23 protein-coding genes and 4 pseudogenes are annotated in these 24,117 nt (G+C 71.8%); 16 read left to right on the top strand and 11 right to left on the bottom strand.

Annotated features, from left to right (window positions below; genetic code table 11):
- Nucleotides 1–198 precede the first annotated feature (198 nt).
- Entirely contained in the window at nt 199–1,134 is a 936-nt protein-coding gene (locus ACIBBH_RS16635; protein WP_399405097.1) for a M56 family metallopeptidase, read from the bottom strand.
- 81 nt (nt 1,135–1,215) lie between these two features.
- The gene (locus tag ACIBBH_RS16630; protein ID WP_399405095.1) at nt 1,216–1,758 is read right to left on the bottom strand and encodes a DUF5134 domain-containing protein; all 543 of its coding nucleotides are present in this window, start codon (nt 1,756–1,758) and stop codon (nt 1,216–1,218) included.
- A 519-nt stretch (nt 1,759–2,277) separates the two neighbouring features.
- Here ACIBBH_RS16630 and ACIBBH_RS16625 point away from each other — a divergent pair.
- Nucleotides 2,278–2,826, top strand: coding sequence for a MarR family winged helix-turn-helix transcriptional regulator (locus tag ACIBBH_RS16625; protein ID WP_399405133.1), 549 nt, complete (start codon nt 2,278–2,280; stop codon nt 2,824–2,826).
- A 7-nt stretch (nt 2,827–2,833) separates the two neighbouring features.
- A complete protein-coding gene (locus ACIBBH_RS16620) occupies nt 2,834–3,034 on the top strand; it encodes a hypothetical protein (RefSeq protein WP_399405093.1) in 201 nt (66 codons plus the stop codon).
- A gap of 8 nt (nt 3,035–3,042) precedes the next feature.
- On the opposite strand, the gene ACIBBH_RS16615 is transcribed toward ACIBBH_RS16620, so the two are convergent.
- Nucleotides 3,043–3,435: a VOC family protein gene (locus ACIBBH_RS16615; protein WP_399405091.1), complete on the bottom strand. Its 393-nt coding sequence runs from the start codon at nt 3,433–3,435 to the stop codon at nt 3,043–3,045.
- A 70-nt stretch (nt 3,436–3,505) separates the two neighbouring features.
- On the opposite strand from ACIBBH_RS16615, the gene ACIBBH_RS16610 reads away from it, so the two are divergent.
- Entirely contained in the window at nt 3,506–4,045 is a 540-nt protein-coding gene (locus ACIBBH_RS16610) for a GNAT family N-acetyltransferase (protein ID WP_399405089.1), read from the top strand.
- A 22-nt stretch (nt 4,046–4,067) separates the two neighbouring features.
- Here the strand turns inward: ACIBBH_RS16610 and ACIBBH_RS16605 are convergent, their stop codons facing one another.
- Nucleotides 4,068–4,751 (bottom strand): glycerophosphodiester phosphodiesterase, encoded by a 684-nt coding sequence (locus tag ACIBBH_RS16605; RefSeq protein WP_399405087.1) that lies wholly within the window; start codon nt 4,749–4,751, stop codon nt 4,068–4,070.
- A gap of 418 nt (nt 4,752–5,169) precedes the next feature.
- Here ACIBBH_RS16605 and ACIBBH_RS16600 point away from each other — a divergent pair, with 418 nt between their 5' ends.
- From ACIBBH_RS16600 to ACIBBH_RS16580, 5 genes are all read left to right on the top strand, one after another.
- Nucleotides 5,170–6,567: a DUF6421 family protein gene (locus ACIBBH_RS16600; RefSeq protein WP_399405085.1), complete on the top strand. Its 1,398-nt coding sequence runs from the start codon at nt 5,170–5,172 to the stop codon at nt 6,565–6,567.
- A 35-nt stretch (nt 6,568–6,602) separates the two neighbouring features.
- Complete coding sequence (locus ACIBBH_RS16595; RefSeq protein ID WP_399405131.1) at nt 6,603–7,349, top strand: SDR family NAD(P)-dependent oxidoreductase; 747 nt, start codon at nt 6,603–6,605, stop codon at nt 7,347–7,349.
- Entirely contained in the window at nt 7,346–8,437 is a 1,092-nt protein-coding gene (locus ACIBBH_RS16590) for a threonine aldolase family protein (RefSeq protein WP_399405083.1), read from the top strand. The genes ACIBBH_RS16595 and ACIBBH_RS16590 overlap by 4 nt, the downstream gene beginning before the upstream one ends.
- A 61-nt stretch (nt 8,438–8,498) precedes the next feature.
- A complete protein-coding gene (locus tag ACIBBH_RS16585; protein WP_399405081.1) occupies nt 8,499–9,071 on the top strand; it encodes a transglutaminase domain-containing protein in 573 nt (190 codons plus the stop codon).
- A 10-nt stretch (nt 9,072–9,081) separates the two neighbouring features.
- On the top strand, nt 9,082–9,798 hold the full coding sequence (locus ACIBBH_RS16580) for a B3/4 domain-containing protein (protein ID WP_399405079.1): 717 nt from the start codon (nt 9,082–9,084) through the stop codon (nt 9,796–9,798).
- Between the two features lie 119 nt (nt 9,799–9,917).
- On the opposite strand, the gene ACIBBH_RS16575 is transcribed toward ACIBBH_RS16580, so the two are convergent.
- Together ACIBBH_RS16575 and ACIBBH_RS16570 are read right to left on the bottom strand one after the other, a co-directional pair.
- Nucleotides 9,918–10,646 carry a lysophospholipid acyltransferase family protein gene (locus ACIBBH_RS16575; RefSeq protein WP_399405077.1) on the bottom strand — a complete coding sequence of 243 codons (729 nt, stop codon included), beginning with the start codon at nt 10,644–10,646 and terminating at the stop codon, nt 9,918–9,920.
- 187 nt (nt 10,647–10,833) lie between these two features.
- Nucleotides 10,834–10,932 (bottom strand): annotated as a pseudogene (locus ACIBBH_RS16570) (DUF4395 domain-containing protein); the annotation flags it as partial.
- 53 nt (nt 10,933–10,985) lie between these two features.
- On the opposite strand from ACIBBH_RS16570, the pseudogene ACIBBH_RS16565 reads away from it, so the two are divergent.
- The 4 genes and pseudogenes from ACIBBH_RS16565 (at nt 10,986) to ACIBBH_RS16550 (ending at nt 14,130) form a co-directional block, all read left to right on the top strand.
- Nucleotides 10,986–11,395: pseudogene (locus ACIBBH_RS16565) on the top strand (TlpA family protein disulfide reductase).
- A 208-nt stretch (nt 11,396–11,603) separates the two neighbouring features.
- A complete protein-coding gene (locus ACIBBH_RS16560) occupies nt 11,604–12,113 on the top strand; it encodes a flavin reductase family protein (RefSeq protein WP_399405075.1) in 510 nt (169 codons plus the stop codon).
- Between the two features lie 217 nt (nt 12,114–12,330).
- The gene (locus ACIBBH_RS16555; protein ID WP_399405073.1) at nt 12,331–13,116 is read left to right on the top strand and encodes an electron transfer flavoprotein subunit beta/FixA family protein; all 786 of its coding nucleotides are present in this window, start codon (nt 12,331–12,333) and stop codon (nt 13,114–13,116) included.
- Nucleotides 13,117–13,167: 51 nt separating this feature from the next.
- Nucleotides 13,168–14,130: an electron transfer flavoprotein subunit alpha/FixB family protein gene (locus ACIBBH_RS16550; RefSeq protein ID WP_399405072.1), complete on the top strand. Its 963-nt coding sequence runs from the start codon at nt 13,168–13,170 to the stop codon at nt 14,128–14,130.
- Nucleotides 14,131–14,185: 55 nt separating this feature from the next.
- Here the strand turns inward: ACIBBH_RS16550 and ACIBBH_RS16545 are convergent.
- A pseudogene (locus ACIBBH_RS16545) lies at nt 14,186–15,062 on the bottom strand (endonuclease/exonuclease/phosphatase family protein).
- A 211-nt stretch (nt 15,063–15,273) separates the two neighbouring features.
- On the opposite strand from ACIBBH_RS16545, the gene ACIBBH_RS16540 reads away from it, so the two are divergent.
- Nucleotides 15,274–16,578, top strand: a complete 1,305-nt coding sequence (locus ACIBBH_RS16540; protein WP_399405070.1) for a DUF6986 family protein — start codon at nt 15,274–15,276, stop codon at nt 16,576–16,578.
- An 18-nt stretch (nt 16,579–16,596) separates the two neighbouring features.
- Here ACIBBH_RS16540 and ACIBBH_RS16535 read toward each other — a convergent pair.
- Nucleotides 16,597–17,228: pseudogene (locus tag ACIBBH_RS16535) on the bottom strand (hypothetical protein).
- A 64-nt stretch (nt 17,229–17,292) separates the two neighbouring features.
- Nucleotides 17,293–18,330 (bottom strand): LacI family DNA-binding transcriptional regulator, encoded by a 1,038-nt coding sequence (locus tag ACIBBH_RS16530; protein ID WP_399405068.1) that lies wholly within the window; start codon nt 18,328–18,330, stop codon nt 17,293–17,295.
- A gap of 205 nt (nt 18,331–18,535) precedes the next feature.
- On the opposite strand from ACIBBH_RS16530, the gene ACIBBH_RS16525 reads away from it, so the two are divergent.
- The gene (locus tag ACIBBH_RS16525) at nt 18,536–19,489 is read left to right on the top strand and encodes an ROK family protein (RefSeq protein ID WP_399405066.1); all 954 of its coding nucleotides are present in this window, start codon (nt 18,536–18,538) and stop codon (nt 19,487–19,489) included.
- 41 nt (nt 19,490–19,530) lie between these two features.
- Here ACIBBH_RS16525 and ACIBBH_RS16520 read toward each other — a convergent pair whose 3' ends face one another.
- Complete coding sequence (locus ACIBBH_RS16520) at nt 19,531–21,552, bottom strand: NPCBM/NEW2 domain-containing protein (protein ID WP_399405064.1); 2,022 nt, start codon at nt 21,550–21,552, stop codon at nt 19,531–19,533.
- Between the two features lie 317 nt (nt 21,553–21,869).
- Between ACIBBH_RS16520 and ACIBBH_RS16515 the strand changes: the two genes are divergently transcribed.
- Together ACIBBH_RS16515 and ACIBBH_RS16510 are read left to right on the top strand one after the other, a co-directional pair.
- Complete coding sequence (locus tag ACIBBH_RS16515) at nt 21,870–22,061, top strand: hypothetical protein (protein ID WP_399405062.1); 192 nt, start codon at nt 21,870–21,872, stop codon at nt 22,059–22,061.
- 142 nt (nt 22,062–22,203) lie between these two features.
- Nucleotides 22,204–23,244, top strand: a complete 1,041-nt coding sequence (locus ACIBBH_RS16510; RefSeq protein WP_399405060.1) for an NUDIX domain-containing protein — start codon at nt 22,204–22,206, stop codon at nt 23,242–23,244.
- Between the two features lie 96 nt (nt 23,245–23,340).
- Here ACIBBH_RS16510 and ACIBBH_RS16505 read toward each other — a convergent pair whose 3' ends face one another.
- Nucleotides 23,341–24,057, bottom strand: coding sequence for an MBL fold metallo-hydrolase (locus ACIBBH_RS16505; protein WP_399405058.1), 717 nt, complete (start codon nt 24,055–24,057; stop codon nt 23,341–23,343).
- Between the last annotated feature and the right edge of the window lie 60 nt (nt 24,058–24,117).

Below are 24,117 nucleotides of genomic sequence, written 5' to 3'. Positions count from 1 at the left end.
AAACTCCGCTACCGCGGCACCATCAGCAACGACACCTGGCTCCACACCCGAGCCGCCGCCCTCAACCTCCGCCGACTGATCAACCTCGGACTCACTTACATCGACCGTGCCTGGCACCTCGCCCCAGCCACCACATAGCGACGAGGGGCCATCCGGCCTCCGGCCGGACAGCCCCTCAACAAGATCTTCATCAGTCTTCTAGCCGAGCGCCCGCAGCCCCGGCACCAGCGCCACCAGTACGGGGATCGCCGGCACCAGCGCCGCGGCCGCGGTCAGGCGCAGGCGGCGCATCGCCGTGAGGCGGTCCGGGGGAGTGAGCAGCCGGTGCACGCGCTCCGGGACGTGCGCGTGCGGGGTGGGGCCGGGGCCGAACACACCCCGGTCCTCGTTGAGCCCCACCAGCGCCAGCGCGGTGGTCAGGCGGCCGAAGCGGCGGGAGGCCATGTCGTCGGCGGCCAGTTCGACCAGCCGGTGCATCTCGTCCCGGAACGCGGCGAACACCGGCACCTGCGGAAACCCGCCCGCCAGCGCGGCCGAGCAGTGCAGCAGCCAGTCGTGCCGGGCCTGCGCGTGCCCCTGCTCGTGGGCGAGTACCGCGTCCAGCTGCCTCCCCTTCAGGCGGCGCAACGCGGCGGTGGTGATGACGAGTCGGGGCGTGGCGCCCGGCAGCCACCAGGCGTCGGGCCGCTCGCCCTCCAGTGCGACCAGCCGGGCGCCCGTGGGCTCCTCCCCGGGCAACAGCGGTGCGCGCACGAGGAGTTCGGCACGCCGCCTACGCCATCGCGTCCGGGCCCGCGCGACCTCGCGGACCAGCATCGCCGCGCTCCACAGCCCGCCGCAGGCCAGCGTCACCGCGGTCGTCGCCGCCCAGGGACCGGTCGCGCCGAGGGCGTACGCGTCCACGACCGCCCGCGGTGCCGAGCCGAACATGTGCCCGCGCACCGCCTGCCAGGCGGCCGCCGCGCTGAGCGTCATCGACAGCGCGCAGCACAGCAGGACGGCCGCTACGACGCACTGCCACGCCCACAGGGCGACCACCGGTTCACGGTCCGGCCAGTCGGCCCGGGCGAGCAGCCGGGGAGCGACGACGGCGGTCAGGGCGCCGAGCAGCAGGAGTGCCGCGGGGACCATCATGGCCAGCAGCCTATGAGCGGTGGCTACTGAGGGGTACGGTCCAGGGCGGCAAAGTGACGCAAGCAACGCTTGCGCCCGGCATCAGAGCGTCAGCAGCATCGCCACCATGGCGATCCCCATCGACAGCCGGCACGCCCGCGCCAGCTCCGGCCGGTCGCCCCACCGGAGGCTCCCCGTGCCGGCGACGGCGGCGGGGACCAGCCGGAGGCCGGAGAACAGCACATAGCCGGTGAAGTACAGCAGCAACGCGCCCGTCAGCAGGGGGATCCCCGTGCCGCCGTGCGTGTGGTGCGGGGCTGGGGAGACGGCCATCACGACCGCCATGTAGACCATGGCCGTGCTGCCCACCAGATGGTGCAGGTGGTGCGGGCCGCCGCGCGCGGTCCACAGGGCGCGCAGCCCCGCCGCGCCGAACACGGCCGCGTAGAGCGGCCAGGTCCACGCCGGCGGGCTGAACACCGTGCCGGGCACGGCCATCGCGGCCATGCCGAAGCCCATGAGCGCCTCGCCGCCCGCGGCGCGCCGCTGCTCCTCGACGCTGCTGCGCATCCGCAGCAGACAGTAGGTCCCGGTCGCCGCGCACAGCGCGACCAGCAGCCAGCCGGGCGAAGCCGGTCCGTGCACGCGCACCTCCCCCTCACCGTGGGTCGATGTCCGGTCGAGGGATGCGATGCCCGGTCCGTGCGGCACGCACGCGAGCGCAAGGGGGTGCACAAGGAGCACTCGGTGGAGCACAGGAGGTGAGGGCCCCGGGACGGCGCTGATCACCGAGCGGGTCGCGGACACGTTGGCCGGCACTCGTCGGCTTCGTCGCGGCCGTGGCCGTCACCAACCGGCGGGCGGGCGACCGGCTCGAACACGCGCTGACCGCCGCCGAGCGGACCCGCGAACGCGCCGCCCGTCCGCTCGCCGAGCCTGGCCCCGACGCGCGCCCTCGAAGCGGCCCGCCGTTCCCTCGCCGCCGCGCTGGTCGAGCTGCGCGCCACGGCCGACGCCGCGTCCGGCGAGTGGTGGCAGCGCGCCCTGCCCCAGGAGCGGGTCGTGCTCGCCGAACCGGCCGGACACCGTACGCTCGCCGCGACGGTACGACGCCAGGGGCTCCACCCCCTCGGCTCAGGCGAGGACCACGGAGGACGTACGGCCATGACGGCGACGAACGGACGACCGGCGGCCGGCGGCGACGCGGCGAGGGGCGACACCGTGGCCGCGGTCGTCCAGCAGTGGCGGGCCGTCCACCCCGAGCTGGACACCGGGCCGATGGAGATCATCGGCCGCATCAACCGCTGCGCCGCCCTCCTGCAGCAGGCCGAGGACGCACCGCTGCGCCGCGCCGGACTCAGCCGCCACGCGTTCGACCTGCTCGGCGCCCTGCGCCGCACCGGCCACGAACTGACCCCCAGCGAACTGGCCCGGGAGACGTTCTCGTCGGGCGCGGCCGTCACCAAGCGCCTCAAGCAGCTCACCGAGCGCGGCCTGCTCGAACGCCGTGGCGACACCCGCGACCGCCGCGTCGCCCACCTCCGCCTCACGGACGCCGGTCGCGCCCTCGTCGACGGCATCCTCCCCGAACAACTCGCCTACGAGGCGGCCGCCCTGTCCGTCCTGGCCCCCGAGGGCCAGGGGGAACTGGCCGGCCTGCTGGCCGAGCTGCTGACCCGGCTGGAGGGCCGGATGGGCGCGCTGCACGCGTGAACCGGGGTTGATAGACCCCGCCCGGTACGGGGCCGGCTGGGAGCACTGGCTCCTGGGCCACGCCGCCGAGTGGCTGCGCCTGTCCGGCGTGGACCGCCTCCTCGCCTACGAACTCGCCGACGACCACACCGCCCTGGCCATGCTGCGCACCGCGGGCTTCCGCGAACTGACCCGCACGGACCGGGGCTGGGAGCACCGGCCGCACTGACGCAGCCGTCAGACGCCCGGCCGGTACCGCAGCGGATGCTCGGCCGGGACCTCCACCAGCACGATCGGCACCCCGTCCGGGTCCGCGATCCACATCTCGACCAGCCCCCAGGGCTCCTTCACCGGCGGCCGGACGATCTCGACGCCCCGCGCGAGCAGCTCCTTGTGGGCGGCGGCCACGTCCGCGACCTGGAGCCACAGTCGCACCGCGGGGGACGGCGGGGTCTCCGACCGGCCGGAGACCTCCAGGAAGCCGCCGCCGAGAAAGTAGACGGTGCCCCGCTCCGGACCCGTACCGAACTCCCGGTAGACGGCGAGCCCCAGCCGTTCGCCGTAGAACGCCCTGGAGCGCTCGGGGTCGGTCGGGCGCAGGAGTGTCCGGCTGCTGAGTACGTGCACCATGCACCCGCAGGGTAGTGGCAGGTTAGTCTCGTCCCTGCCTTGCCGCGCCAGAGATCGGAGACGTAAGCCCATGGACACCGCCGCTGCCGGACTGGTTTTCCGTGACGGCACCGACGCCGACGTGGACGCGCTGGTCGCGCTCATAGAGTCGGCGTACCGGGGAGACACCAGCCGGGCCGGGTGGACCACCGAGGCGGACATCCTCGAGGGTCAGCGGACGGATCCGGAGGAGGTGCTGGAGGTCATCAAGTCGCCGGACAGCCGGCTGCTGACGGTGGAGCAGGACGGCCGGATCGTCGCCTGCTGCCAGCTCGAACACCGCGGTGACCACGCCTACTTCGGCATGTTCGCGGTCAGCCCCGAACAGCAGGGCGCGGGCCTCGGCAAGGTGATCATCGCGGAGGCGGAGCGGCAGGCCCGCGAGACCTGGGGCGTCACGGAGATGCACATGACGGTGATCTCCGTACGCGACGACCTGATCGCCTGGTACGAGCGCCGCGGCTACCGCCGTACGGGACGGATGACCCCGTTCCCGTACGGCGACGAGCGCTTCGGCATTCCGCAGCGCGACGACCTGCGGTTCGAGCTGCTGGTCAAACCGCTCGCGTGATCGTTCCGGCGTGCCGTGACCGCTACGCCGTGAAGCGGCCGGTGCGCTTGATCTCGGGGTAGTCGGTGGTCGCGCCGTCCAGGCCGAGGGCGCGCACCAGCCGCAGGTGGTCCTGGGTGTTGACCACCCAGCCGATGATCCTGAGGTCCGCCTTGCGGGCGTGCTCGACGATCTCCAGCGTCAGCCGGCGGATGTTGAGGCAGACGGTAGCGGCACCGGCCGCGACCGCCCGCTCCACCACGTCGGTGCCGTAGCGGCTGGCGATGAGCGCCGTACGGACACCGGGTACCAGGCGGGCGATCTCGGCGATCGCCTCGTCGTGGAAGGAGGACACCTCCACCCGGGAGACCAGATCCCGGCGCCGCATCACCTCGGCCAGCGCCCGGGCCGCGGCCACGTCCTTGATCTCGGCCTGCAACGGCGCTTTCACGGCGTCCAGGACCTCCTCGAAGACCGGCACCCGCTCGCCGCGGCCCGCGTCAAGGGCACGCAGCTCGGCGAGGGTCTTCTCGGCGATCGGGCCGGTGCCGTCGGTCGTGCGGTCCACGTCCGCGTCGTGCATGACGACCAGAGCGCCGTCCTTGCTCAGGTGCAGATCGAGTTCGATGAGGTCGAGGCCGGCCTGCTGGGCGGCGACGAAGGAACGGAGGGTGTTCTCGGGCTCGACACCCATGACCCCGCGGTGACCGATGGTAAGGAAGTTCAAGATTCAACTCGCTTCCGTCGACGGAGGCTCGGCACACGCGCGCGGACCGACGGACGTCGCCGTCCGCGCGGCAGGTTCGCAGCCTAATGGCCGGGTCTCGGGTTGAACCCGCACGTACACGCACGATCGGGGTGACGGCCGGGGCGTACCGGGCCCGTACCCCTCCCGGCGGTCACCCTGGCGTGGGCGAGTCCCCCGGGCATTGACCGGCCGGATCCGGCCGGTCGGTGTGTCTGCCCCCGGGTTCGTTCCTCATGTCTTCGCTCGTAGCGGAAATGTGCGCCCAGCGGATGTGTGGCAGGAAAAAGAGCGGTGACCATGGGGGAAGGCAGAATAATTTCCAGGCTCTCCCCTTGCTGGGAGAAACCGCGTATGCATACGGTGTCCTTACGCAAGCTTCTCCCGTGGAGGATGGGACATGACGGAAATTCTTGTGCAGGTGGGTCCGGAGGAACAGGTTCCTCCCGTGACCAGGGTGATCGAGCACCCTGGGTGGCCCGTGCTCAAGGATGCCGTGGAGCAGATCCGGCCATGGCAGTCCAAGGACGGATCGATCGACTTCGACGCCGACGGCGCCCCGGACCGGGCCGAGGCCGAGCTCGCCGTACGCCGTGTGATCGACGCCGTCGCCGAGCTGTCCCCGCTGCTCCCGCACGACGCCGCCTACCACGAGGCCCTCGTGACGGACCTGCGCCGCTGGGCCGACGGCGGCTTCCAGGTGCCGGACTTCCTGGACTCGCTGCTGGCCTTCCAGCCCGCCGCGCACCGCGCCGACGGCCTGCAGCACCTGGTCGTCTTCCCGATGTACACGCAGAACGGCAACCCCGACCGCAACCTGGAGGCGGTCGTGCTGCGCATGGTCTGGCCGGACTGGCTGGCCGAGCTGGAGCGCACCCGCTACGACAACCCGCTGTTCTGCGGGATCAAGTTCGAGGACTTCACGTCCGGGTACGACACCAACTCCGCCGTCCTCTTCCCCGAGACCATCGCCGTGCGGGAGGCGCCGGAACGGTTCTCCTGGGGCGGCATCTTCTGCGACCGCGAGGCCGCCCGCTTCCGCCGCGTCACCGAGGCCGCCGTCGGCATCCTGGGCCTTCGGCTGCCCGAGGACATCGCCGCGATGGTGCACGACCAGAAGCGCTGCGAGGAGGCCTTCGTCCTGTGGGACATGGTCCACGACCGCACCCACAGCCACGGCGACCTGCCCTTCGACCCGTTCATGATCAAGCAGCGCCAGCCGTTCTGGATGTACGGCCTGGAGGAGCTGCGCTGCGACCTCACCGCCTTCAAGGAGGCCGTGAAGCTCCAGGCGGACGGCGTCCCGCAGGCCCGTGACGTGCAGTACGCGGTGCTCTTCGACCGGATGTTCCGCTTCCCGGTCACCGGCGAGCGCGTCCGCAACTACGACGGACTCGGCGGCCAGCTGCTCTTCGCCTACCTGCACAAGCACGATGTGGTCCGCTGGACCGACAACAAGCTCTCCATCGACTGGGAGCGCGCCCCGCAGGTCACCAACCAGCTGTGCGCCGAGATCGAGAAGCTGTACAAGGACGGCATCGACCGCCCGAAGCTGGTGCACTGGCTCGCCGGGTACGAGCTGGTCTCCACCTACCTCGCCCCGCACCCCGGCTCCAAGTGGGCCAAGGGCCCGGACGCCCTGGACCTCACGCAGCCGCCGCGCAAGCTGGTGGATGACGTGCTTCCGGACGAGTTTCCGCTGAGCATGTTCTATGAGGCACTGTCCAAGAAGCTGAAGAACGTGATCGCCTCCACCAAGGGCATCACCGCGGACAGCGCCGAGAGGGTCGCCGCGTGAGCGACCGTACGAACACCGCTCAGCAGGAGGCGAAGATGGGGAACGGGGCTCTCAACGGTGCGGTGATCGCGGTCGCCGGCGCGGGCGGACCCGCCGGCCGGGCGACGCTGCGCAGGCTCGCCGAGGCGGGCGCGACCGTCGTCGGCGCGGACAATGACCCGGAGCGCCTCTCAGAGGCCGTGGACGCCGCCCGCTACGCCGCCGGTGGCGCCACCGTCACCGGGGACACGGTGGACCTGCTCGACCTGCAGTCCACCCGTGACTGGGCCACCCACATCGAGAAGGACTTCGGCCGCGTCGACGGGCTCGTCCACCTCGTCGGCGGCTGGCGCGGCAGCGAGACCTTCACCAAGACCAGCCTCGACGACTGGGACTTCCTGGAGCTGCTGCTCGTCAAGACGGTGCAGCACACCTCCCTCGCCTTCCACGAGGCGCTGCAGCGCAGCGAACGCGGCCGGTACGTGCTGATCAGCGCCGCGGGCGCGAGCAAGCCCACCGCGGGCAACGCCGCCTACTCCGCGGCCAAGGCCGCCGCCGAGGCGTGGACTTTGGCCTTGGCCGACTACTTCCGCAAGGCCGGGGGCCCCGACGGACCGACGTCGGCGGCTGCCATCCTGGTGGTGAAGGCGCTGGTGCACGACGCCATGCGCGCCGAACGCCCCAACGCGAAGTTCGCGGGCTTCACCGACGTCAAGGACCTGGCAGAGGCCATCGTGGACGTCTGGAGCAAGCCCGCCGCCGAAGTGAACGGAAACCGTCTGTGGCTGACCGAGAAGCCGTGAACCCTCCCAGGACCGACGCCCGTCGCCACCACGACCCGCAGGTCCGCGGTTTCGCCAGTGACAACTATGCGGGGGTCCACCCCGAGGTGCTCGCCGCGATAGCCCTGGCCAACGGCGGCCACCAGGTCGCCTACGGCGAGGACGACTACACCGAGCACCTGCAGGGGATCGTCCGCAGCCACTTCGGCGCCACGGCGGAGGCCTTCCCGGTCTTCAACGGCACCGGCGCGAACGTCGTCGCGCTCCAGGCGGTCACCGACCGGTGGGGCGCGGTGATCTGCGCCGAGAGCGCGCACGTCCACGTCGACGAGGGCGGCGCCCCCGAGCGCATGGCCGGCCTGAAGCTGCTCACCGTGCCCACCCCGGACGGCAAGCTCACCCCCGAGCTGATCCACCGGCAGGCGTACGGCTGGGCGGACGAGCACCGGGCGATGCCGCAGGTCGTGTCGATCGCCCAGAGCACGGAGCTGGGCACCGTATACACCCCCGACGAGATCCGCGCGATCTGCGAGCACGCCCACGCCCTCGGCATGAAGGTGCACGTCGACGGCTCCCGGCTGGCCAACGCGGCCGCGTCCCTGGACGTCCCGATGCGGACGTTCACCAACGCCGTCGGCGTCGACATCCTCTCGCTGGGCGGGACGAAGAACGGCGCGCTGTTCGGCGAGGCGGTCGTGGTTATCAACCAGGACGCCGTCAGCCACATGAAGCACATCCGCAAGATGTCCATGCAGCTCGCCTCCAAGATGCGCTTCGTGTCGGTGCAGTTCGAGGCCCTGCTCGCCAGGGACCTGTGGCTGCGCAACGCCCGGCACGCCAACGAGATGGCCGAGCGGCTGGCGGAGGGAGTCCGCGCGGTGCACGGGGTGGAGATCCTCTACCCGGTGCAGGCCAACGGGGTCTTCGCCCGCCTTCCGCACGACGTGAGCGAGCGCCTGCAGAAGCGGTTCCGGTTCTACTTCTGGGACGAGGCGGCCGGTGTCGTGCGCTGGATGTGCTCCTTCGACACCACCGAGGAGGACGTGGACGCCTTCCTGGCGGCGCTGAAGGAGGAGATGGCGCGTCAGGCACCCTCGCATTCTGCATAAGTATGCGGTCACCTGAAAAGTCATTGACTCAAGGATGATCGCATTCCTATGCTCTGCGGACATGGAGCTGATCCAGGAGAACCCCGACCTGTCCGCCTACTTGGCCGCCGACGACGTCATCGACCACGACCACCCGCTGGTCCGGGAGGCGGCGGCGCGTCTCGCGCGGAAGGCCGAGCACTCGTATTCCTATGCGCGCCTCGCGTTCGAGTTCGTGCGGGACGCCATCCCGCACTCACAGGACTCCGGCGACCCGCGCGTCACCTGGCGTGCCTCGGACGTGCTGGAGCAGGGCACGGGCATCTGCTACGCCAAGGCCCACGCGCTGGCCGCGCTGCTGCGGGCGGAGGACATTCCCACCGCGCTGTGCTACCAGAAGTTCGAGGCGGTGCACGGACTGGTCGCCGTACGCCTCAACGGCGCCTGGCACCGGCAGGACCCGCGCGGCAACAAGCCGGGCGTGGACGCCCGGTTCTCCCTGGACGGCGAGCGGCTGGCCTTCGCGCCCGACCCTGAGTCCAATGAGCTGGACTATCCGGTCCTGTACGCTGAACCCCATCCGGCCGTGCTCGCCGCCCTGAAGGCCGCGCCCGACCGGCCGTACCTGTGCAAGACGCTCCCCACCGCACTCTGAGGCCAGGCAGATGACTCTCACACTCACCGTGTCCCATGAGGTGCGCGCCCTCGCGCCCGGCTTCACGCACATCGCGATCGAGGCCCACGGCCTCGTGGGCGGGCCGAGCACCGAGGCGACTTCGGCGCTGCTGGACGACGCGGCCCGCCGTCTCGCCGCACGCCTGGGCGGGCGCGCTCCGCACGAGGACCCGCACATGGCCGCCTGGCGCGAGGTGTACACGGCGTTCGGCTCGAAGCCGTCCCGCACCCGCAACTCGGCCGAGGCGCTGGCCAGAAGGGCGCTGTCCGACGCCGGTCTGCCCCGGATCAACCTGCTCGTCGACCTCTACAACGCCATCAGCGTCGCCCACCTGATCCCGGTCGGCGGTGAGGACCTCGACCGTATCGAGGGCGGGATGCGCCTGGTCCGGGCCGCGGGTGACGAGGACTTCGTGACCGTCGCCGGGGGCGAGCAGGTCGTCGAGCACCCCGACGCGGGCGAGGTGGTGTGGTGCGACGACGCGGGGGTGACGTGCCGCCGCTGGAACTGGCGCCAGGGCCCGCGCACCCGGCTCACCGAGGAGACGACCTCCGGCATCTTCCTGCTGGAGAGCCTCCCTCCGATGCCGGTCGCCGAGGCGCAGGCGGCGGCCGGCGAACTCGCCGAATTCCTGGAGAAGTTCAGCCCCGGGGCGCGGCTCACCCTCCACCCTCCGGTCTCGGCGCACACCCCGCCGCGGACGTGACCGCCGGCGATCGCCGAACTCCCTGCCATGCGTGACGGGGGAGCGGACCTGGGGGCGGCGGGCGGCCCGGCGCCGGCCGGACTCCTATCGGCCACCCGACGGCGCCAGGACCGGGGGCGTCAACGTGCCTCCGCCGCCCGCAGCTGCTCCGGCGTCGGGGCCGTGCCGCCCAGGTGGGCCGGGAGCCACCAGGAGTCCTCAGGGCCCTTGGGGCGGGCGGGGTAGGCGCGCTGGGCCGCGTCCAGGAGTTCCTGGACGCGTTCGCGCAGCCGGCGGGTGATCGCGCCCGCGTACTGGTCGCGGGAGGCCTCGAGCGCCTCGCCGACGCGGATGGTGATCGGGGTGTGGCTGCGCTTGAAGTTGCGCGGCTGCCCCTTGGTCCACAACCGCTGCGTGCCCCATACCGCCATGGGGATCAGCGGGACGCCCGCCTCCTGAGCCAGTCGCGCGGCACCGGACTTGAAGCTCTTCAGCGTGAAGGACTGCGAGATCGTCGCCTCGGGGAACACCCCGATGACCTCGCCGGACTTCAGCGAGTCCAGCGCGTGCGCGAACGCCGCCTCACCCTGCTGGCGGTCCACCGGGATGTGCTTCATGCCGCGCATCAGCGGACCGGAGATCCTGTGGCGGAAGACCGCCTCCTTCGCCATGAAGCGCACCAGTCGCTTCTGCGGGAGCGCCGCCAGGCCGTTGAAGACGAAGTCCAGGTAGCTGATGTGATTGCTCACCAGTACCGCGCCGCCCGAGCGCGGGATGTTCTCCGACCCCTTGCAGTCGATCTTCAGGTCCCACGCCTTGAACAACGTCTGGGCGAGACCGATGACGGGGCGGTAGACCAGCTCTGCCATGGGCGGGGTGGGCCCTTTCTGCTCTGCCTGGGAAAGGGGGCTCCCGGCGGGAGGTTACGCAGCCGTAGGTTTACGGTGTCTCGCAGATCGTGCCCGAAGAACGGACAGGTAGCCAGTCCTGGTGCCCCGCCGTGGCGAGATTCTCGTCACGTCGGCCTATGATCCACCTCGGTCTTTTAAGTCCCCTTTACTGTGCACGTACCGTCACCCGCCGGACGAGCAGGAACATCTCGCAGCCCAGGCGGTACCCGGACGCGGCATTGAGGGCCGCGGCCGGCGTGGCCCCGACGCCGCGAGCCGGCGGGAATCCTTGCGGTCTCGTGAACGCTTGTGCAGATGATGGCCGGACTGGTGGTGTGCGTCGCGGTGCTCGCCGTGGCGCCTGCGGAGTGCCGCAGCGGCGGCGGAGCGGGAGAGTGCGGGTGCGCGGGCGGGACGACGGCAAGCGGCTCGGGGAGGCCGAGCTGGGTGGTGAACTCGGCGAGCGCGCCACGCTCGTGCAGTTCTCCAGCGCTTTCTGCGCCCCCTGCCGGGCGACTCGGCGGGTGCTCGGCGAGGTCGCCGGGATGGTCCCCGGCGTCACCCACGTCGAGATCGACGCCGAGGCCCGCCTGGACCTCGTACGCGAGCTCGAGATCCTCAAGACCCCCACCGTGCTGGTCCTCGACGCCGAGGGGCGGGTGGTGCGGCGCGCCACCGGTCAGCCGCGCAGGGCCGACGTCATCGCGGCACTCGGGGAGGCGGTGTGACGGCCGTGCCCGTGACGGTGAGGCATCTCCCAGATCGTGGAACGAACTTGACTGCGTGCACCACCTATCGTCAGCCTGACCGTATGCCTTCGGAACTCCTTCTCTTCGGGCGGGTCCACGTCGACCTGGCCCGTACCGCGAGCGCGCGCTGTCCGGGCTCTTGAACAGCAACGGACCAGCTCGTCATCTCCCGCAGAAGGACAACTCCATGACGGCCACGCCCGATATCGCCACCTTCCAGCTCGCCTCACCCGACCTCCTGCGCTCCGCCTTCCGGCGGCACGCCGCGGGCGTCGCGGTGATCACCGCCCGCGGTGACGCCGGGCCGGTCGGCTTCACCGCCACCTCCCTCACCTCCGTCTCCGCCGAACCCCCGCTGCTCTCCTTCGGTATCGGCACCGGCGCCTCCAGCTGGCCGGCGATATCGGAGGCCGGCCATGTGGGCGTCCACATACTCGGTGAGCATCAGCAGGAGCTGGCGGCCACCTTCGCCCGCAGTGGCGCCGACCGGTTCGGCGCGCCGACCGCATGGCGCGAGGGCCCGGAAGGCGTACCGGTGCTGGACGACGTGCTGGCCTGGCTGGTCTGCCGGATCGTCGGGCGGATCGCGGCCGGGGACCACCGCATCGTGCTCGCCGAGGTCCTCCTCGGTGATCCCACCGGCGCCGGGCGGCCCCTGCTGTACCACGAGGGCAGCTTCAATGGTCTGCGGGACTGATCACGCCCGGCTCTTCGGTGAAGGAGTCGGATTCCGGTTACGCTGCGTTGCGAAGGTCACAGTTCAAAGCGCTTGCTTAGCGGGGGCGAACTGGGTGTACTGACGAGTAATGTCTCGATCGGAGCGCGCGGTCGCCCCGACCGGGATCGGCCGCTTCAGGCGCCTATGCTGCCTGCAAGAGGCAGCCCAGAAATGACGATGCAGTAGGAGAGCCGGCGTGAGCTTGAGGATCGTTGTCACTGTGAAGTACGTGCCCGACGCCACTGGCGACCGGCACTTCGCCGATGACCTGACCGTCGACCGGGACGACGTGGACGGTCTGCTCTCCGAGCTGGACGAGTACGCGGTCGAGCAGGCCCTGCAGATCGCCGAGGACGCCGACGACGCCGAGGTCACCGTGCTGACGGTGGGTCCGGAGGACGCCAAGGACGCGCTGCGCAAGGCGCTGTCCATGGGCGCCGACAAGGCGATCCACGTGGAGGACGACGACCTGCACGGCACCGACGCCATCGGCACCTCCCTGGTCCTGGCCAAGGCCATCGAGAAGGCCGGCTACGACCTGGTGATCTCCGGCATGGCGTCGACGGACGGCACCATGGGTGTCGTACCGGCGCTGGTCGCCGAGCGCCTCGGCGTCCCGCAGGTCACCCTGCTGTCCGAGGTCTCCGTCGAGGACGGCACGGTCAAGGGCCGCCGCGACGGCGACGCCGCCAGCGAGCAGCTCGAGGCGCAGCTCCCGGCCCTCGTCTCCGTCACCGACCAGTCGGGCGAGGCGCGTTACCCGTCCTTCAAGGGCATCATGGCCGCCAAGAAGAAGCCGGTGGAGTCCTGGGACCTCTCCGACCTCGACATCGACGCCGAGGAAGTCGGCCTCGACGGCGCCTACACCAAGGTCGAGACCGTGGCCGAGCGCCCGGCCCGCACGGCCGGCACGATCGTCAAGGACGAGGGCGAGGGCGGCAAGCAGCTCGCTGAGTTCCTCGCGGGCCAGAAGTTCATCTGAGCCCAGCAGTCGCTGACCGCCCCTCACTTCGTTTCGCAGGAGAGCAATCCCATGGCTGAAGTCCTCGTCTACGTCGACCACGTGGACGGTGCCGTCCGCAAGCCCACTCTTGAGCTGCTGACCCTGGCCCGCCGCATCGGCGAGCCCGTCGCCGTCGCGCTGGGCAACGGCGCCGCCGACACCGCGGCCGTCCTCGCCGAGCACGGCGCGGTCAAGGTCCTCACCCACGACGCGTCCGAGTACGCCGAGTACCTGGTCGTCCCGAAGGTGGACGCCCTCCAGGCCGCCGTCGAGGCCGTCTCCCCGGCCGCCGTGCTGGTCCCGTCCTCCGCCGAGGGCAAGGAGGTCGCCGCGCGTCTGGCGCTGCGCATCGGCTCCGGCATCATCACCGACGCCGTCGACCTCGAGGCCGGCGACGAGGGCCCGGTGGCCACCCAGTCGGTGTTCGCCGCGTCCTTCACCACCAAGTCCCGCGTGATCAAGGGCACCCCGGTCATCACGGTCAAGCCGAACTCGGCCGCCGTCGAGGCCGCCCCGGCCGCCGGCGCGGTCGAGGCCCTGTCGGTGACCTTCTCCGAGAAGGCGACCGGCACGAAGATCACCGGCCGTACGCCGCGTGAGTCGACGGGCCGTCCGGAGCTGACCGAGGCCGCGATCGTGGTCTCCGGTGGCCGTGGCGTCAACGGCGCGGAGAACTTCGCGATCATCGAGGCGCTCGCCGACTCCCTCGGCGCGGCCGTCGGCGCCTCGCGTGCCGCGGTGGACGCGGGCTGGTACCCGCACACCAACCAGGTCGGCCAGACCGGCAAGTCCGTCTCGCCGCAGCTCTACATCGCCTCCGGCATCTCCGGCGCCATCCAGCACCGCGCCGGTATGCAGACCTCGAAGACGATCGTGGCCATCAACAAGGATCCCGAGGCCCCGATCTTCGACCTGGTCGACTACGGCGTGGTCGGCGACCTCTTCGACGTCGTCCCGCAGCTGACCGAGGAGATCAAGACCCGCAAGGGCTGATCGCCGCCAGGCTGTACGAGGCCCCCGTGACCGCGCCGGTCACGGGGGCCTCGGTTCATCCCAGGGTCAGGGACGCCTGCACAGGCAGGTGGTCGCTCGGGAACCGGCCGTCGCGGGCGTAGGGGTTGATGGTCGCCCGGTGTGCCGTGACGCCCGGCGTGGCCAGGATTCAGTCGATGCGGTCGCCGCCCGGAGTCAGCGGCTGGTAGCCGTGGAAGGTCGCGTACAGCTCGCTCCGCTCGGCGGCCGTGTCCCAGGTGTCGACGAGGCCTGCGCCCAGCAGGGTGTCGTAGGCCTGGTTCCTGTGGGCCGCCGCGTTGAAGTCACCGGTCACCAGGAACGGCAGGGAGAGGCCGGGTTCCGCGATCCACTGGCCGATGAGCGCGGCAGCACGCTCGCGGGCGTACCGGCTGCGGTGGTCGAGGTGGGTGTTGAGGAGATGGAACTCCCGCCCGTCGTCGCGCAGATCGCGGAACCGGACCCAGGTGGCGATGCGGGGGAGTGCGGCGTTCCAGGTGTTCGAGGCGATCACCCGGGGCGTGTCGGAGAGCCAGAGGGTGTCGTGCTCGACACGGAGCCAGGCGCCGGGTGTGGTAGAAGACCGCCACGGCCTCGTCGTGGCTGCCGCCCTCGCGGCCGGTGCCGATCCAGTCGTAATGCGGTCCGAGGTCGGTGTGGATGTCGCGCAGTTGCTGGTAGAGGCCCTCCTGGGTGCCGATGACGTCGGGCGCCTCCTGGCGTAACAGGGTGCGCATCACCGGGCGGCGTACGGCCCAGCTGTGGGGCTCGGCGGTACTCGCGAAGCGCAGGTTGAACGTCATGACGTCCAGGCGGCGGCCCGTCCTCCTGGCGGCGGAGGCCGCCGCCGTTTCGAGCAACGGCACGGTGACCGCGGTCGCCAGTGCCGTTCTCAGGCCCGTGCGACGGGTCATTCTGGTGGTGTCCGGCACGTGATTCCCTCCCGGCGAATCAGGATGACGGGGCGAACCGTTGTACGGAAGAGGCCTCTGGGGTCCTCGGCGTCCGGAGCGAACGCGGCGGCTCCGGCTGCGGACGGGGTGTTGACCGGCGGGAAGCCGCACGGATAACTTCGTTCTACGGATTGTTGATTCCGTAAAGCGGAAAATCTGCGGAAGGTGCGGAATGAGCCAGGGCCAGCAGGAGAAGGTGTCGACGAGCCTCGCGGGCGCCGTCAGCGAGGAGATCAGCGCCTCCCTCGCGCCGGTCGACGCCGAGCTGGAGCGCCGCTACCCCGGAGACCCCGGCACCCGCCAGCCCGTCCACACCGTGTACGTCCCCGGTGACGTCTTCGCCGCCGACACCATCCGCAGCTGGGGCGACCAGGCCCTGGCGGCCCTCGACGAACACGCCCCGGACGCCGCGTCCTTCGCCGCCGTCCTCGGCCTGGGCGACGAACTCGCCGCCCCCGTCTACGACCGCGTCCGCGCCAAGCTGGAGCGGGAGCCGATCGAGGACCTGCGCGTCGACTTCGAGGACGGCTACGGCCCCCGCCCGGACGCCGAGGAGGACGAGGCGGCGGCCCGCGCGGCCCGGCTGACCGCCGAGGCCTGGGAGAAGGGGACCGGGGCCCCGTACATGGGCATCCGCATGAAGTGCATGGAGGCGCCGGTACGCGACCGGGGCATCCGCACCCTCGACATCTTCCTCACCGGCCTGATGGAGGCCGGCGGCCTGCCCGACGGACTCGTGCTCACCCTTCCCAAGGTCACGTACCCCGAGCAGGTCACCGCCATGGTCCGCCTCCTCGAGGCCTTCGAGAAGGCACGCGGCCTGGAACCCGGCCGGATCGGCTTCGAGATCCAGATCGAGACCAGCCAGTCCATCCTCGCCACCGACGGCACCGCCACCGTCGCTCGCATGATCCAGGCCGCCGGGGGCCGCGCCACCGCACTGCACTACGGCACCTTCGACTACAGCGCCTGCCTCGGCATCTCCGCCGCCTACCAGGCCGGCGACCACCCGGCCGCCGACCACGCCAAGGCGATCATGCAGGTCGCCGCGGCCGGCACCGGCGTACGCGTCTCGGACGGCTCGACGAACGTCCTCCCCGTCGGCCCCACCGCGAAGGTCCACGACGCCTGGCGCCTGCACTACGGCCTCATCCGCCGCGCCCTGGCCCGCGCCTACTACCAGGGCTGGGACATGCACCCCGGCCACATCCCCACCCGCTACGCGGCCGTCTTCGCCTTCTACCGCGAGGGCTTCGAACAAGCCGCCGCCCGCCTGGCCCGGTACGCCAACCGCACGGGCGGCGACGTCGTGGACGAGCCCGCCACCGCCAAGGCCCTCAGCGGCTACCTGCTGCGCGGCCTGGACTGCGGCGCCCTCGACATCGCCGAGGTGGCCCGCCTGACCGGCCTGACCCGCGCCGGCCTGGAGGGCTTCGCGGCGCCGCGGCGCGGTGATCCGACGGTGTCGGCCACATAGACCCGCGGGCCGCCCGCTTCAGGAGACACACCGTTCCAGCCCGGACGCCGTCACCCACCTGTGCTCGGCGAACAGCCGCGTGCCCCGCGCGCACAAGCGGGCGTCGGCGCGTGTCCGGGCGCAGAACTGCTCGGGTGTGACGCCGGACAGCTCCCGCAACTCGGGCGACACCGCGAGCAGTTCGGTGAGCAGCGCACGCACGCTGTCGGGGTGTCCGCGCGGCGTGCCGGTGCCCTCGTGCAGGACGCCGTGCCGGTTGACGCACGCGTACGCACCGGGTAGCGCCGGGCAGCCAGGCACGGTCGAAGTTGCTCTCACCGGCGACGATCACGGCCGGTCGCCGCGCGTCCAGCCGGATGATGAAGAACTCGCGTAACGGCTGAGGCGCGTCGACCGGGGAGGTGGAGACGTAGCCCAGGCGGCTGACGCGCGCGGAGACGCCCACGTCGAGTCCGGTCACCCGCGCCTTCACCAGGGGGACGACCGAGGTGATGCCGGACTCGGTCAGCTTGTGGTGCAGTGGGCCGGGGCGGGCGTTGGAGCCGACCGCCACGACCGGCGTCCGGTCCTCGAACCAGGCGGTCCAGCGGAAGCATCCGGTCCCCGTGCAGAAGCCCGGAGCCGGCGGGCCGGGCGCCCGGAGAGGTCAGCGGGTGGTCGCGCGGTGCCTCGGCGAGGCCGAATTCCTCCAGTGTGCGGCCCGTCGTCCGCGGCTCAGTCCGCCGGCGGCAGCTCGCCCGAGCCGCGGGTGATCAGCCGGGTCGGCAGCTCGATGCGCTCTGGGGTGACGAGGGTGCCGTCCAGCTGGCGGAAGAGGCGTTCGGCGGCGGTGCGGCCGAGGGCGGCCGCGTCCTGGGCGACGACGGTGACGCCCGGCTGGAGCAGGTCGGCGAGCTCGATGTCGTCGAAGCCGACCAGGGCGACGCGGCGGCCGTGCTCGGCGAGGACGCGGATCACGGTCACCGTGACCCGGTTGTTGCCGGTGAAGACGGCGGTGACGGGGGAGGGCCCGGAGAGCATTTCCTCGGCCGCCCGGCGCACCCGCTGCGGATCGGTGGCGCCCAGGGACATCCAGGAGTCCTCCACGGGTATCCCCGCGTCCTCCATGGCCGCCCGGTAGCCGCGCAGCCGCTCGGCCGCGGTGTGGATGCGGGGCATGTCGCCGATGAACCCTATCCGGCGGTGGCCGTGGGCGATGAGGTGGGCGACGCCGCCCCGGGCGCCGCCGAAGTTGTCGGACAGCACGACGTCGGCGTCGATCCTGCCGGCCGGGCGGTCCACGAACACGGTCGCGACACCCGCCTTGATCTCCGGCTCCAGATAGCGGTGGTCGTCCCCGGCCGGGATGACCACCAGCCCGTCCACGCGCCGCGCGCACAGCGCCAGCGCCAGTTCCTGCTCGCGCTCCGGGTCCTCCGCGCTGGAGCCGTTGATCAGCAGGGCGCCGTGGGCCCGGGCCACCTCCTCCACCGCGCGGCTGAGGGGACCGTAGAACGGGTCGGCGAGGTCCTCAAGGATCAGCCCGATGCTCGCGGTGCGGCCCTTGCGCAGCACCCGGGCGCTGTCGTTGCGGCGGAAGCCCAGCGCGTCGATGGCCTCCTGGACGCGGCGTTCCGTGTCCGGGGTGACCCCCGGCTCGCCGTTGACCACGCGGGAGACCGTCTTCAGACCGACGCCGGCCCGTGCCGCCACGTCCTTCATGGTCGGACGGTTGCCGTAACGGCTCTCCGGCCGCCGGATGGTCTCGGGCACGATGCGCTGTCCTGTCCTGTCGTCCACGGGGATCCCCCACGGGGATGCGTCGGTCCATGGGTTTGTATGAGGATGTGGCGTCGAGCATAGAGCCTGGACAACGTTGTCATATGCACGAGAGACTGTCCACCGCAATCTCCGGCCTGCGCCCCCACCGCGACCGGCCAGCCCTTTTTCACCTGGTTGACGGGGAGATATCACACTGATGCACACCGACCTCGTGGCGGCCCTCGACATCGGCGGGTCCAAGATCGCCGGAGCGCTGGTGGACGCCCACGGCGGAATCCTGGTGCGAGCGCAGCGCGCGACGCCCGCGCGGGAGGACGGGGAGACCGTGATGCGGGCCGTGGAGGAGGTGCTCGGTGATCTGACCGGGTCGCCCCTGTGGGCGCGTGCGGGCGCCCTCGGGATCGGCAGCGCCGGTCCCGTGAACGCCTCCACCGGCACGGTGAGCCCGGTGAACGTGCCGGGCTGGCGCGACTTCCCGCTGGTCGACCGGGTACGGGCGGCCACCGGCGGCCTGCCGGTGGAGCTGATCGGCGACGGTGTGGCGATCACCGCGGCCGAGCACTGGCAGGGCGCCGCCCGGGGCCACGACAACGCGCTGTGCATGGTGGTCTCCACGGGCGTCGGCGGCGGCCTGGTCCTGAACGGGCGGCTGCACCCCGGACCGACGGGCAACGCGGGCCACATCGGCCACATCAGCGTCGACCTCGACGGCGACCCGTGCCCCTGCGGCTCGCGCGGCTGCGTGGAGCGCATCGCGAGCGGCCCGAACATCGCCCGGCGCGCGCTCGGGAACGGCTGGCGGCCGGGCTCGGACGGCGACACCTCGGCCGCCGCGGTGGCCGCCGCCGCCCGCGTCGGCGACCCGGTCGCCGTGGCCTCCTTCGAACGCGCCGCGCAGGCCCTGGCCGCCGGCATCGCGGCCACCGCGACCCTCGTCGAGATCGACGTCGCGGTGATCGGCGGGGGTGTGGGCAAGGCGGGCGACATCCTCTTCGCGCCGCTGCGCAAGGCCCTCACCGACTACGCGACCCTGTCCTTCGTCCAGCGGCTGACCGTGGTGCCCGCGCAGATGGGCACGGACGCGGGCCTGGTGGGAGCCGCCGCGGCCGCGCTGGCCCGCAGACCGGACGCGACGGCGGCGGGGGTCTGACCCGGGTCCCGGCGTCAGCAGGAACGTTCACTCGGGCTCGCTCAGCAGCTCACCCGCGCGTCCGCCCAGTCCCCGTGGTCGGAGTCGATGCCGTCCCCGCCGTCGGTGACGACGAGCCGCACGACCGGGGCGCCGGTGACGTCCGCCGTGAGCGGCTGGGCGGGCATCGCGCCCGTGCGGACACCGGTCGAGGCGACCTTCGCGCCGTCCGCCCAGACCTCGAAGGCGACGGTGCCCTTCGCTTCCTTCTCGTCGTCGACCCCGACGTCCGCGGTGACCGTCCGGCACGCCCCGCCGGTGTAGTACTCCACGGAACTCTCCGCGTGCACGCCGAGCCCCTTGGCGTACACCACCCCGCCGAGGGTGATCGGGTGCCCGTCACCCGCCGCGCTCTCGCCGTTGCTGGTGTCGCGCTCCGCCGGCCCCCAACCGTTGGCGGCCGTGAGCCACGGCAGGTCCCCGAGGTACGAGGTCCCCGAGGGCGGCGGCACCACCACGGACGCCGTGAGCGGCAGCGCACTGCCGCCGCGCGCACCGGCCAGGGAGCGGTAACTCGCCCTGAGCGTCAGGTCGTACGACCCTGTGGGCGTCCCCGGTGGCGCGGTGACCGCCCACCGGGTGGACAGCGTCCTGCCCGGCGGTACGACGGGTGTGCGCGCCGGCGAATCGGGGCGTACCGTCCATCCGTCCGGGCCGGTCAGCGACACAGAGACCCGGGTGGCCGGCGTCCGCCCCAGGTCGGTGACCGCGGTCGTCAGCGTGGCGGTCTTGTCCGCCTGGACCAATGGGCTGCCCTGCACGCCGAGTTCGACGGCAGGCGGGTGCGCGGCCCAGCCGGGACCGACGCTGACCCGTACCAGGACCGTGCCGTGGGCCGGGACGGTCGCCGCGATGGTGCCCGCGGCGTTGTAGCTCCGGTGCTGCCACAGGTCCCGCAGCGTGTAGGCGGGAGCGTCCGGCAGGCCGACGGCCCGGGCTGTGGTGGCGATCCGCTGGGTGGTGGACGACTCGTTGAACAGCGCCACCGCACGGCTGCCGTCCCGCATCGCCTTGGCGACGACCCAGCGCCCGCCCTCGGAGGAGACGACCGTGCCCTGCTTGCCCAGCGGGTCCTGGTCGACGGCTATGACCTCCTTGTTGTCCAGGATGCCGAAGGTGGCCCGGGACGCCCTGCGCAGGTCGGTGCCGATGAGCAGCGGCGCGGCCATGACCGACCACATCGAGAAGTGCGAGCGGTACTCGGTGTCCGTCATGCCGCCGTTGCCCACCTCCAGCATGTCCGGGTCGTTCCAGTGGCCGGGGCCGGCGTACGGCGCGAGGGGCAGGTTCTTCTTCAGGATCGACAGCGTCGAGGCCCAGTTGTCGCTGACGTCCCCGGTGGTGCGCCACAGATGGCCGACGTCCGCGGCCCATTCCCAGGGCTTGTTCTGCCCCCATTCGCAGATGCTGTAGACGATCGGCCGGCCGGTCGCCTTCAGGGCGTCGCGCATGGTCGTGTACCGCTGCCTGGCGTCCACGCCCTGGTTGTTGCAGTTGTCGTACTTGAGGTAGTCCACGCCCCAGTCGGCGAACTGCTGGGCGTCGCTGTACTCGTGTCCCAGGGCGCCCGGAAATCCCGCGCTGTCGCAGGTCTTCGTCCCCGCGCTGGTGTAAATGCCGAGCTTGAGCCCCTTGGAGTGCACGTAGTCGGCGACCGCTTTGATGCCGCCCGGGAAACGGACGGGATCGGGGACGAGTCTGCCGTCCGCGTCCCGGTTCGGCAGGGCCCAGCAGTCGTCCAGATTGACGTACCGGTATCCGGCGTCCTTGAGCCCCTTGTCGACGAAGATGTCCGCGATCCCCTTGACCATGGACTCGTTGAACTCGGCCCGGCAGTGCGTGGAGTTCCAGTTGTTGAAGCCCATCGGCGGGGTGAGGGCGAGGCCGTCGTCGAGGGCGGGAGAGACCGGTGCGGCCGGGGCCGCCGCGGCGGCCGGCGCGGTGAGCCCGAACGTGAACAACAGGCCTGCGGTGAGGGCTCCGACGGCTCTTCGGTGGGGGCGGCGGGTGGGAAGGTGACGCATCGTTACGTCCTCCGTCCTCGCGCAGAGACGGGATGTCGGCATGGACGCGTCAACTGTGCGCGCTTACGCTAGACCGTGTCGACCCGTGGTGGAGGACCAAAGCCCAGCAGGTCATCGGATGTCCGGTCACCGGAACTCGTGGACCACCCGGATCGTGCCGACGATGTGGGCGTTGAACTCGTCCGGTTCCTCGGCGGGCACCCAGAGCTCAGGAATCGTCTCGGGCAGGGTCCCGGTCAGGGACCCGCCGGGAACGGCCTCGCACCGCTTGGGCGCATCCCGCGTGACCCCGGCCCGCTTCCGTAGTTGATCCGGGCATGAAGAAGCGCAGCATGCTCGCCATCGCCTCCCTTGCCACCGGTTTCGTCGTGGCCGCCCTCACTCCGTCCCACGCGGCGGACCACGACGTCCCCGGGGACCTGCACGTATCGGACACGCTCGGCCCGGCCGACAGCATCATCAGCAAGGACAGCTTCGCCACGGACGACGAGGCCCCGGCGCAGAAGTAACACCGCCGACCCTTCCAGTCCGGTGCCGGTGTCCCCGCCGAGGGGCCACCGGCACCGCTGTGAGGGCGCCCTCTACTGGGAGTGGTTTCCGTGGCAGTGTGGAGCGGGCAAGCCACAGGGGGCCAACAGAAGAGGGGGAACCGTGATCGTCTGGATCAACGGTGCGTTCGGTGCGGGGAAGACCACAACCGCACGGGAACTGATCGAACTGATCCCGAACAGCACGCTCTTCGACCCCGAGGTCATCGGCGGAGGGCTCACGCGCCTGCTGCCGCCCAAACGCCTCGCCGAGGTCGGCGACTTCCAGGACCTGCCGATCTGGCGACGGCTCGTGATCGACACGGCGGCCGCGATGCTCGCCGAGCTCGGCGGGACGCTCGTGGTCCCCATGACCCTGCTGCGCCAGGAGTACCGCGACGAGATCTTCGGCGGCCTCGCCGCCCGCCGCATCCCGGTCCGGCACATTCTCCTCGCTCCGGCTGAAACGATACTGCGTGAGCGGATAGCCGGGCGGGAGGTTCCGCAGGACCTGCCCGACGGCGAGATGCGGGTGCGGCAGTGGTCGTACGACCACATCGAGCCCTACCGCGCCGCCCTGGCCGCGTGGCTCACCGCCGACGCCTACGTGGTCGACACCAGCGACCTCACCCCGTACGAGACAGCCGTCCGGCTCGCCGAGGCCGTCGGTGGCGGGGAGGTGCCGGTCTGCGACATCGTGCAGACTCCGGAGCCCACCGCCGAGACCCTCGCCGCCGGGGTGCTGCTGTTCGACGAGCGGGACCGGGTGCTGCTCGTCGACCCCACCTACAAGGCCGGCTGGGAGTTCCCCGGCGGGGTCGTCGAGCCCGGGGAGGCACCCGCCCGGGCCGGTATGCGCGAGGTCGCCGAGGAGACCGGGATACGGCTGGACGACGTGCCGCGGCTGCTCGTCGTGGACTGGGAGCGGCCCGCGCCGCCCGGCTACGGAGGACTGCGGTTCCTGTTCGACGGCGGGCGGCTGGACTCCGCCGAGACCGGCCGGCTGCTGCTGCCGGGGCCCGAGCTGCGCGACTGGCGTTTCGTCACCGAGCAGGAGGCCGCCGTCATGCTCCCGCCCGTCCGCTACGAGCGGCTGCGCTGGGCCCTGCGGGCCCGTGAGCGCGGGGCGGCGCTGTATCTGGAGGCAGGTGTTCCGGTCGGCTGAGGCGCCGCCGGCCCGGCTTGCGGGGACGTTTCGGGCAGGACCCGCCAGTGGTGCGGCGGCGGGAAGCCCGGGAAGTGCCCGGCCAGGACGGCGGGGTCAGCGCGGGATGCCGTACGTGTCCGCCGCTTTGCGCAGGACGGCCGCGGCCTGCCCGGTCACCGGATCGCCGTGGCCGAAGCAGGCCAGGTCCGCGTCGAGGTCCGCCAACCGGTGGAAGGACGCGACGGCTTGGGCCCGGTCGAGGTTGAGCACGCCCAGCATCACGGTCCCGGTGACCGGCGACGCGGCCACCGCGTCGCCGGTGAACAGCACGCCGTGCTCGGGAAGATGGACGGCGATGCTGCCGTGGGTGTGACCGGGGGCGTGGACGATCCGCGCGCCGCCGCCGAAGTCGAGGACGTCGCCGTCGGACACCTCGGTGACGTGCTCCGGGCGGACGGGCTCGGCCCGGGGCAGGTGCCGTAGGGCCTCCGCGTGGATGGGTCGCTCCCAGTCCTCGAACACCGGTGGCGGGCCGGAGACTTCACCCCGGACGACCGGTGCGTCCAGGCGGTGCGCCAGCACCTGGGCGCCGCTCAGCGCGGCGAACTCGCCCGCCCCGCCCGCGTGGTCCTCGTGGAAGTGGGTCAGCACGATCCGCCGTACGGCCGACGGGTCCCGCCCGAGGGCCGTGACCGCGCCGGCGATCGCCCCGCCGGAACCGGCCACCCCGGCGTCGATCAGTGTCAACTCGTCGGCGTCGGACCAGAGGTAGGCCTGGCCGACCGGGAAGCGCAGCAGATGGAGCCGGGGGAGAAGTTCGATGACGTCCATGCGCCGACCGTAGGCAGGGCCCCCGCCGGCGAGCGAGGGCCTTCTGCCGTGGGCAGACCG

Source organism: Streptomyces sp. NPDC051636 (assembly GCF_044453765.1).
Taxonomy (GTDB): Bacteria; Actinomycetota; Actinomycetes; order Streptomycetales; family Streptomycetaceae; genus Streptomyces.
Note: the sequence above shows the minus strand (reverse complement) of the source record. Positions and strands in the feature narration are given on the sequence as shown.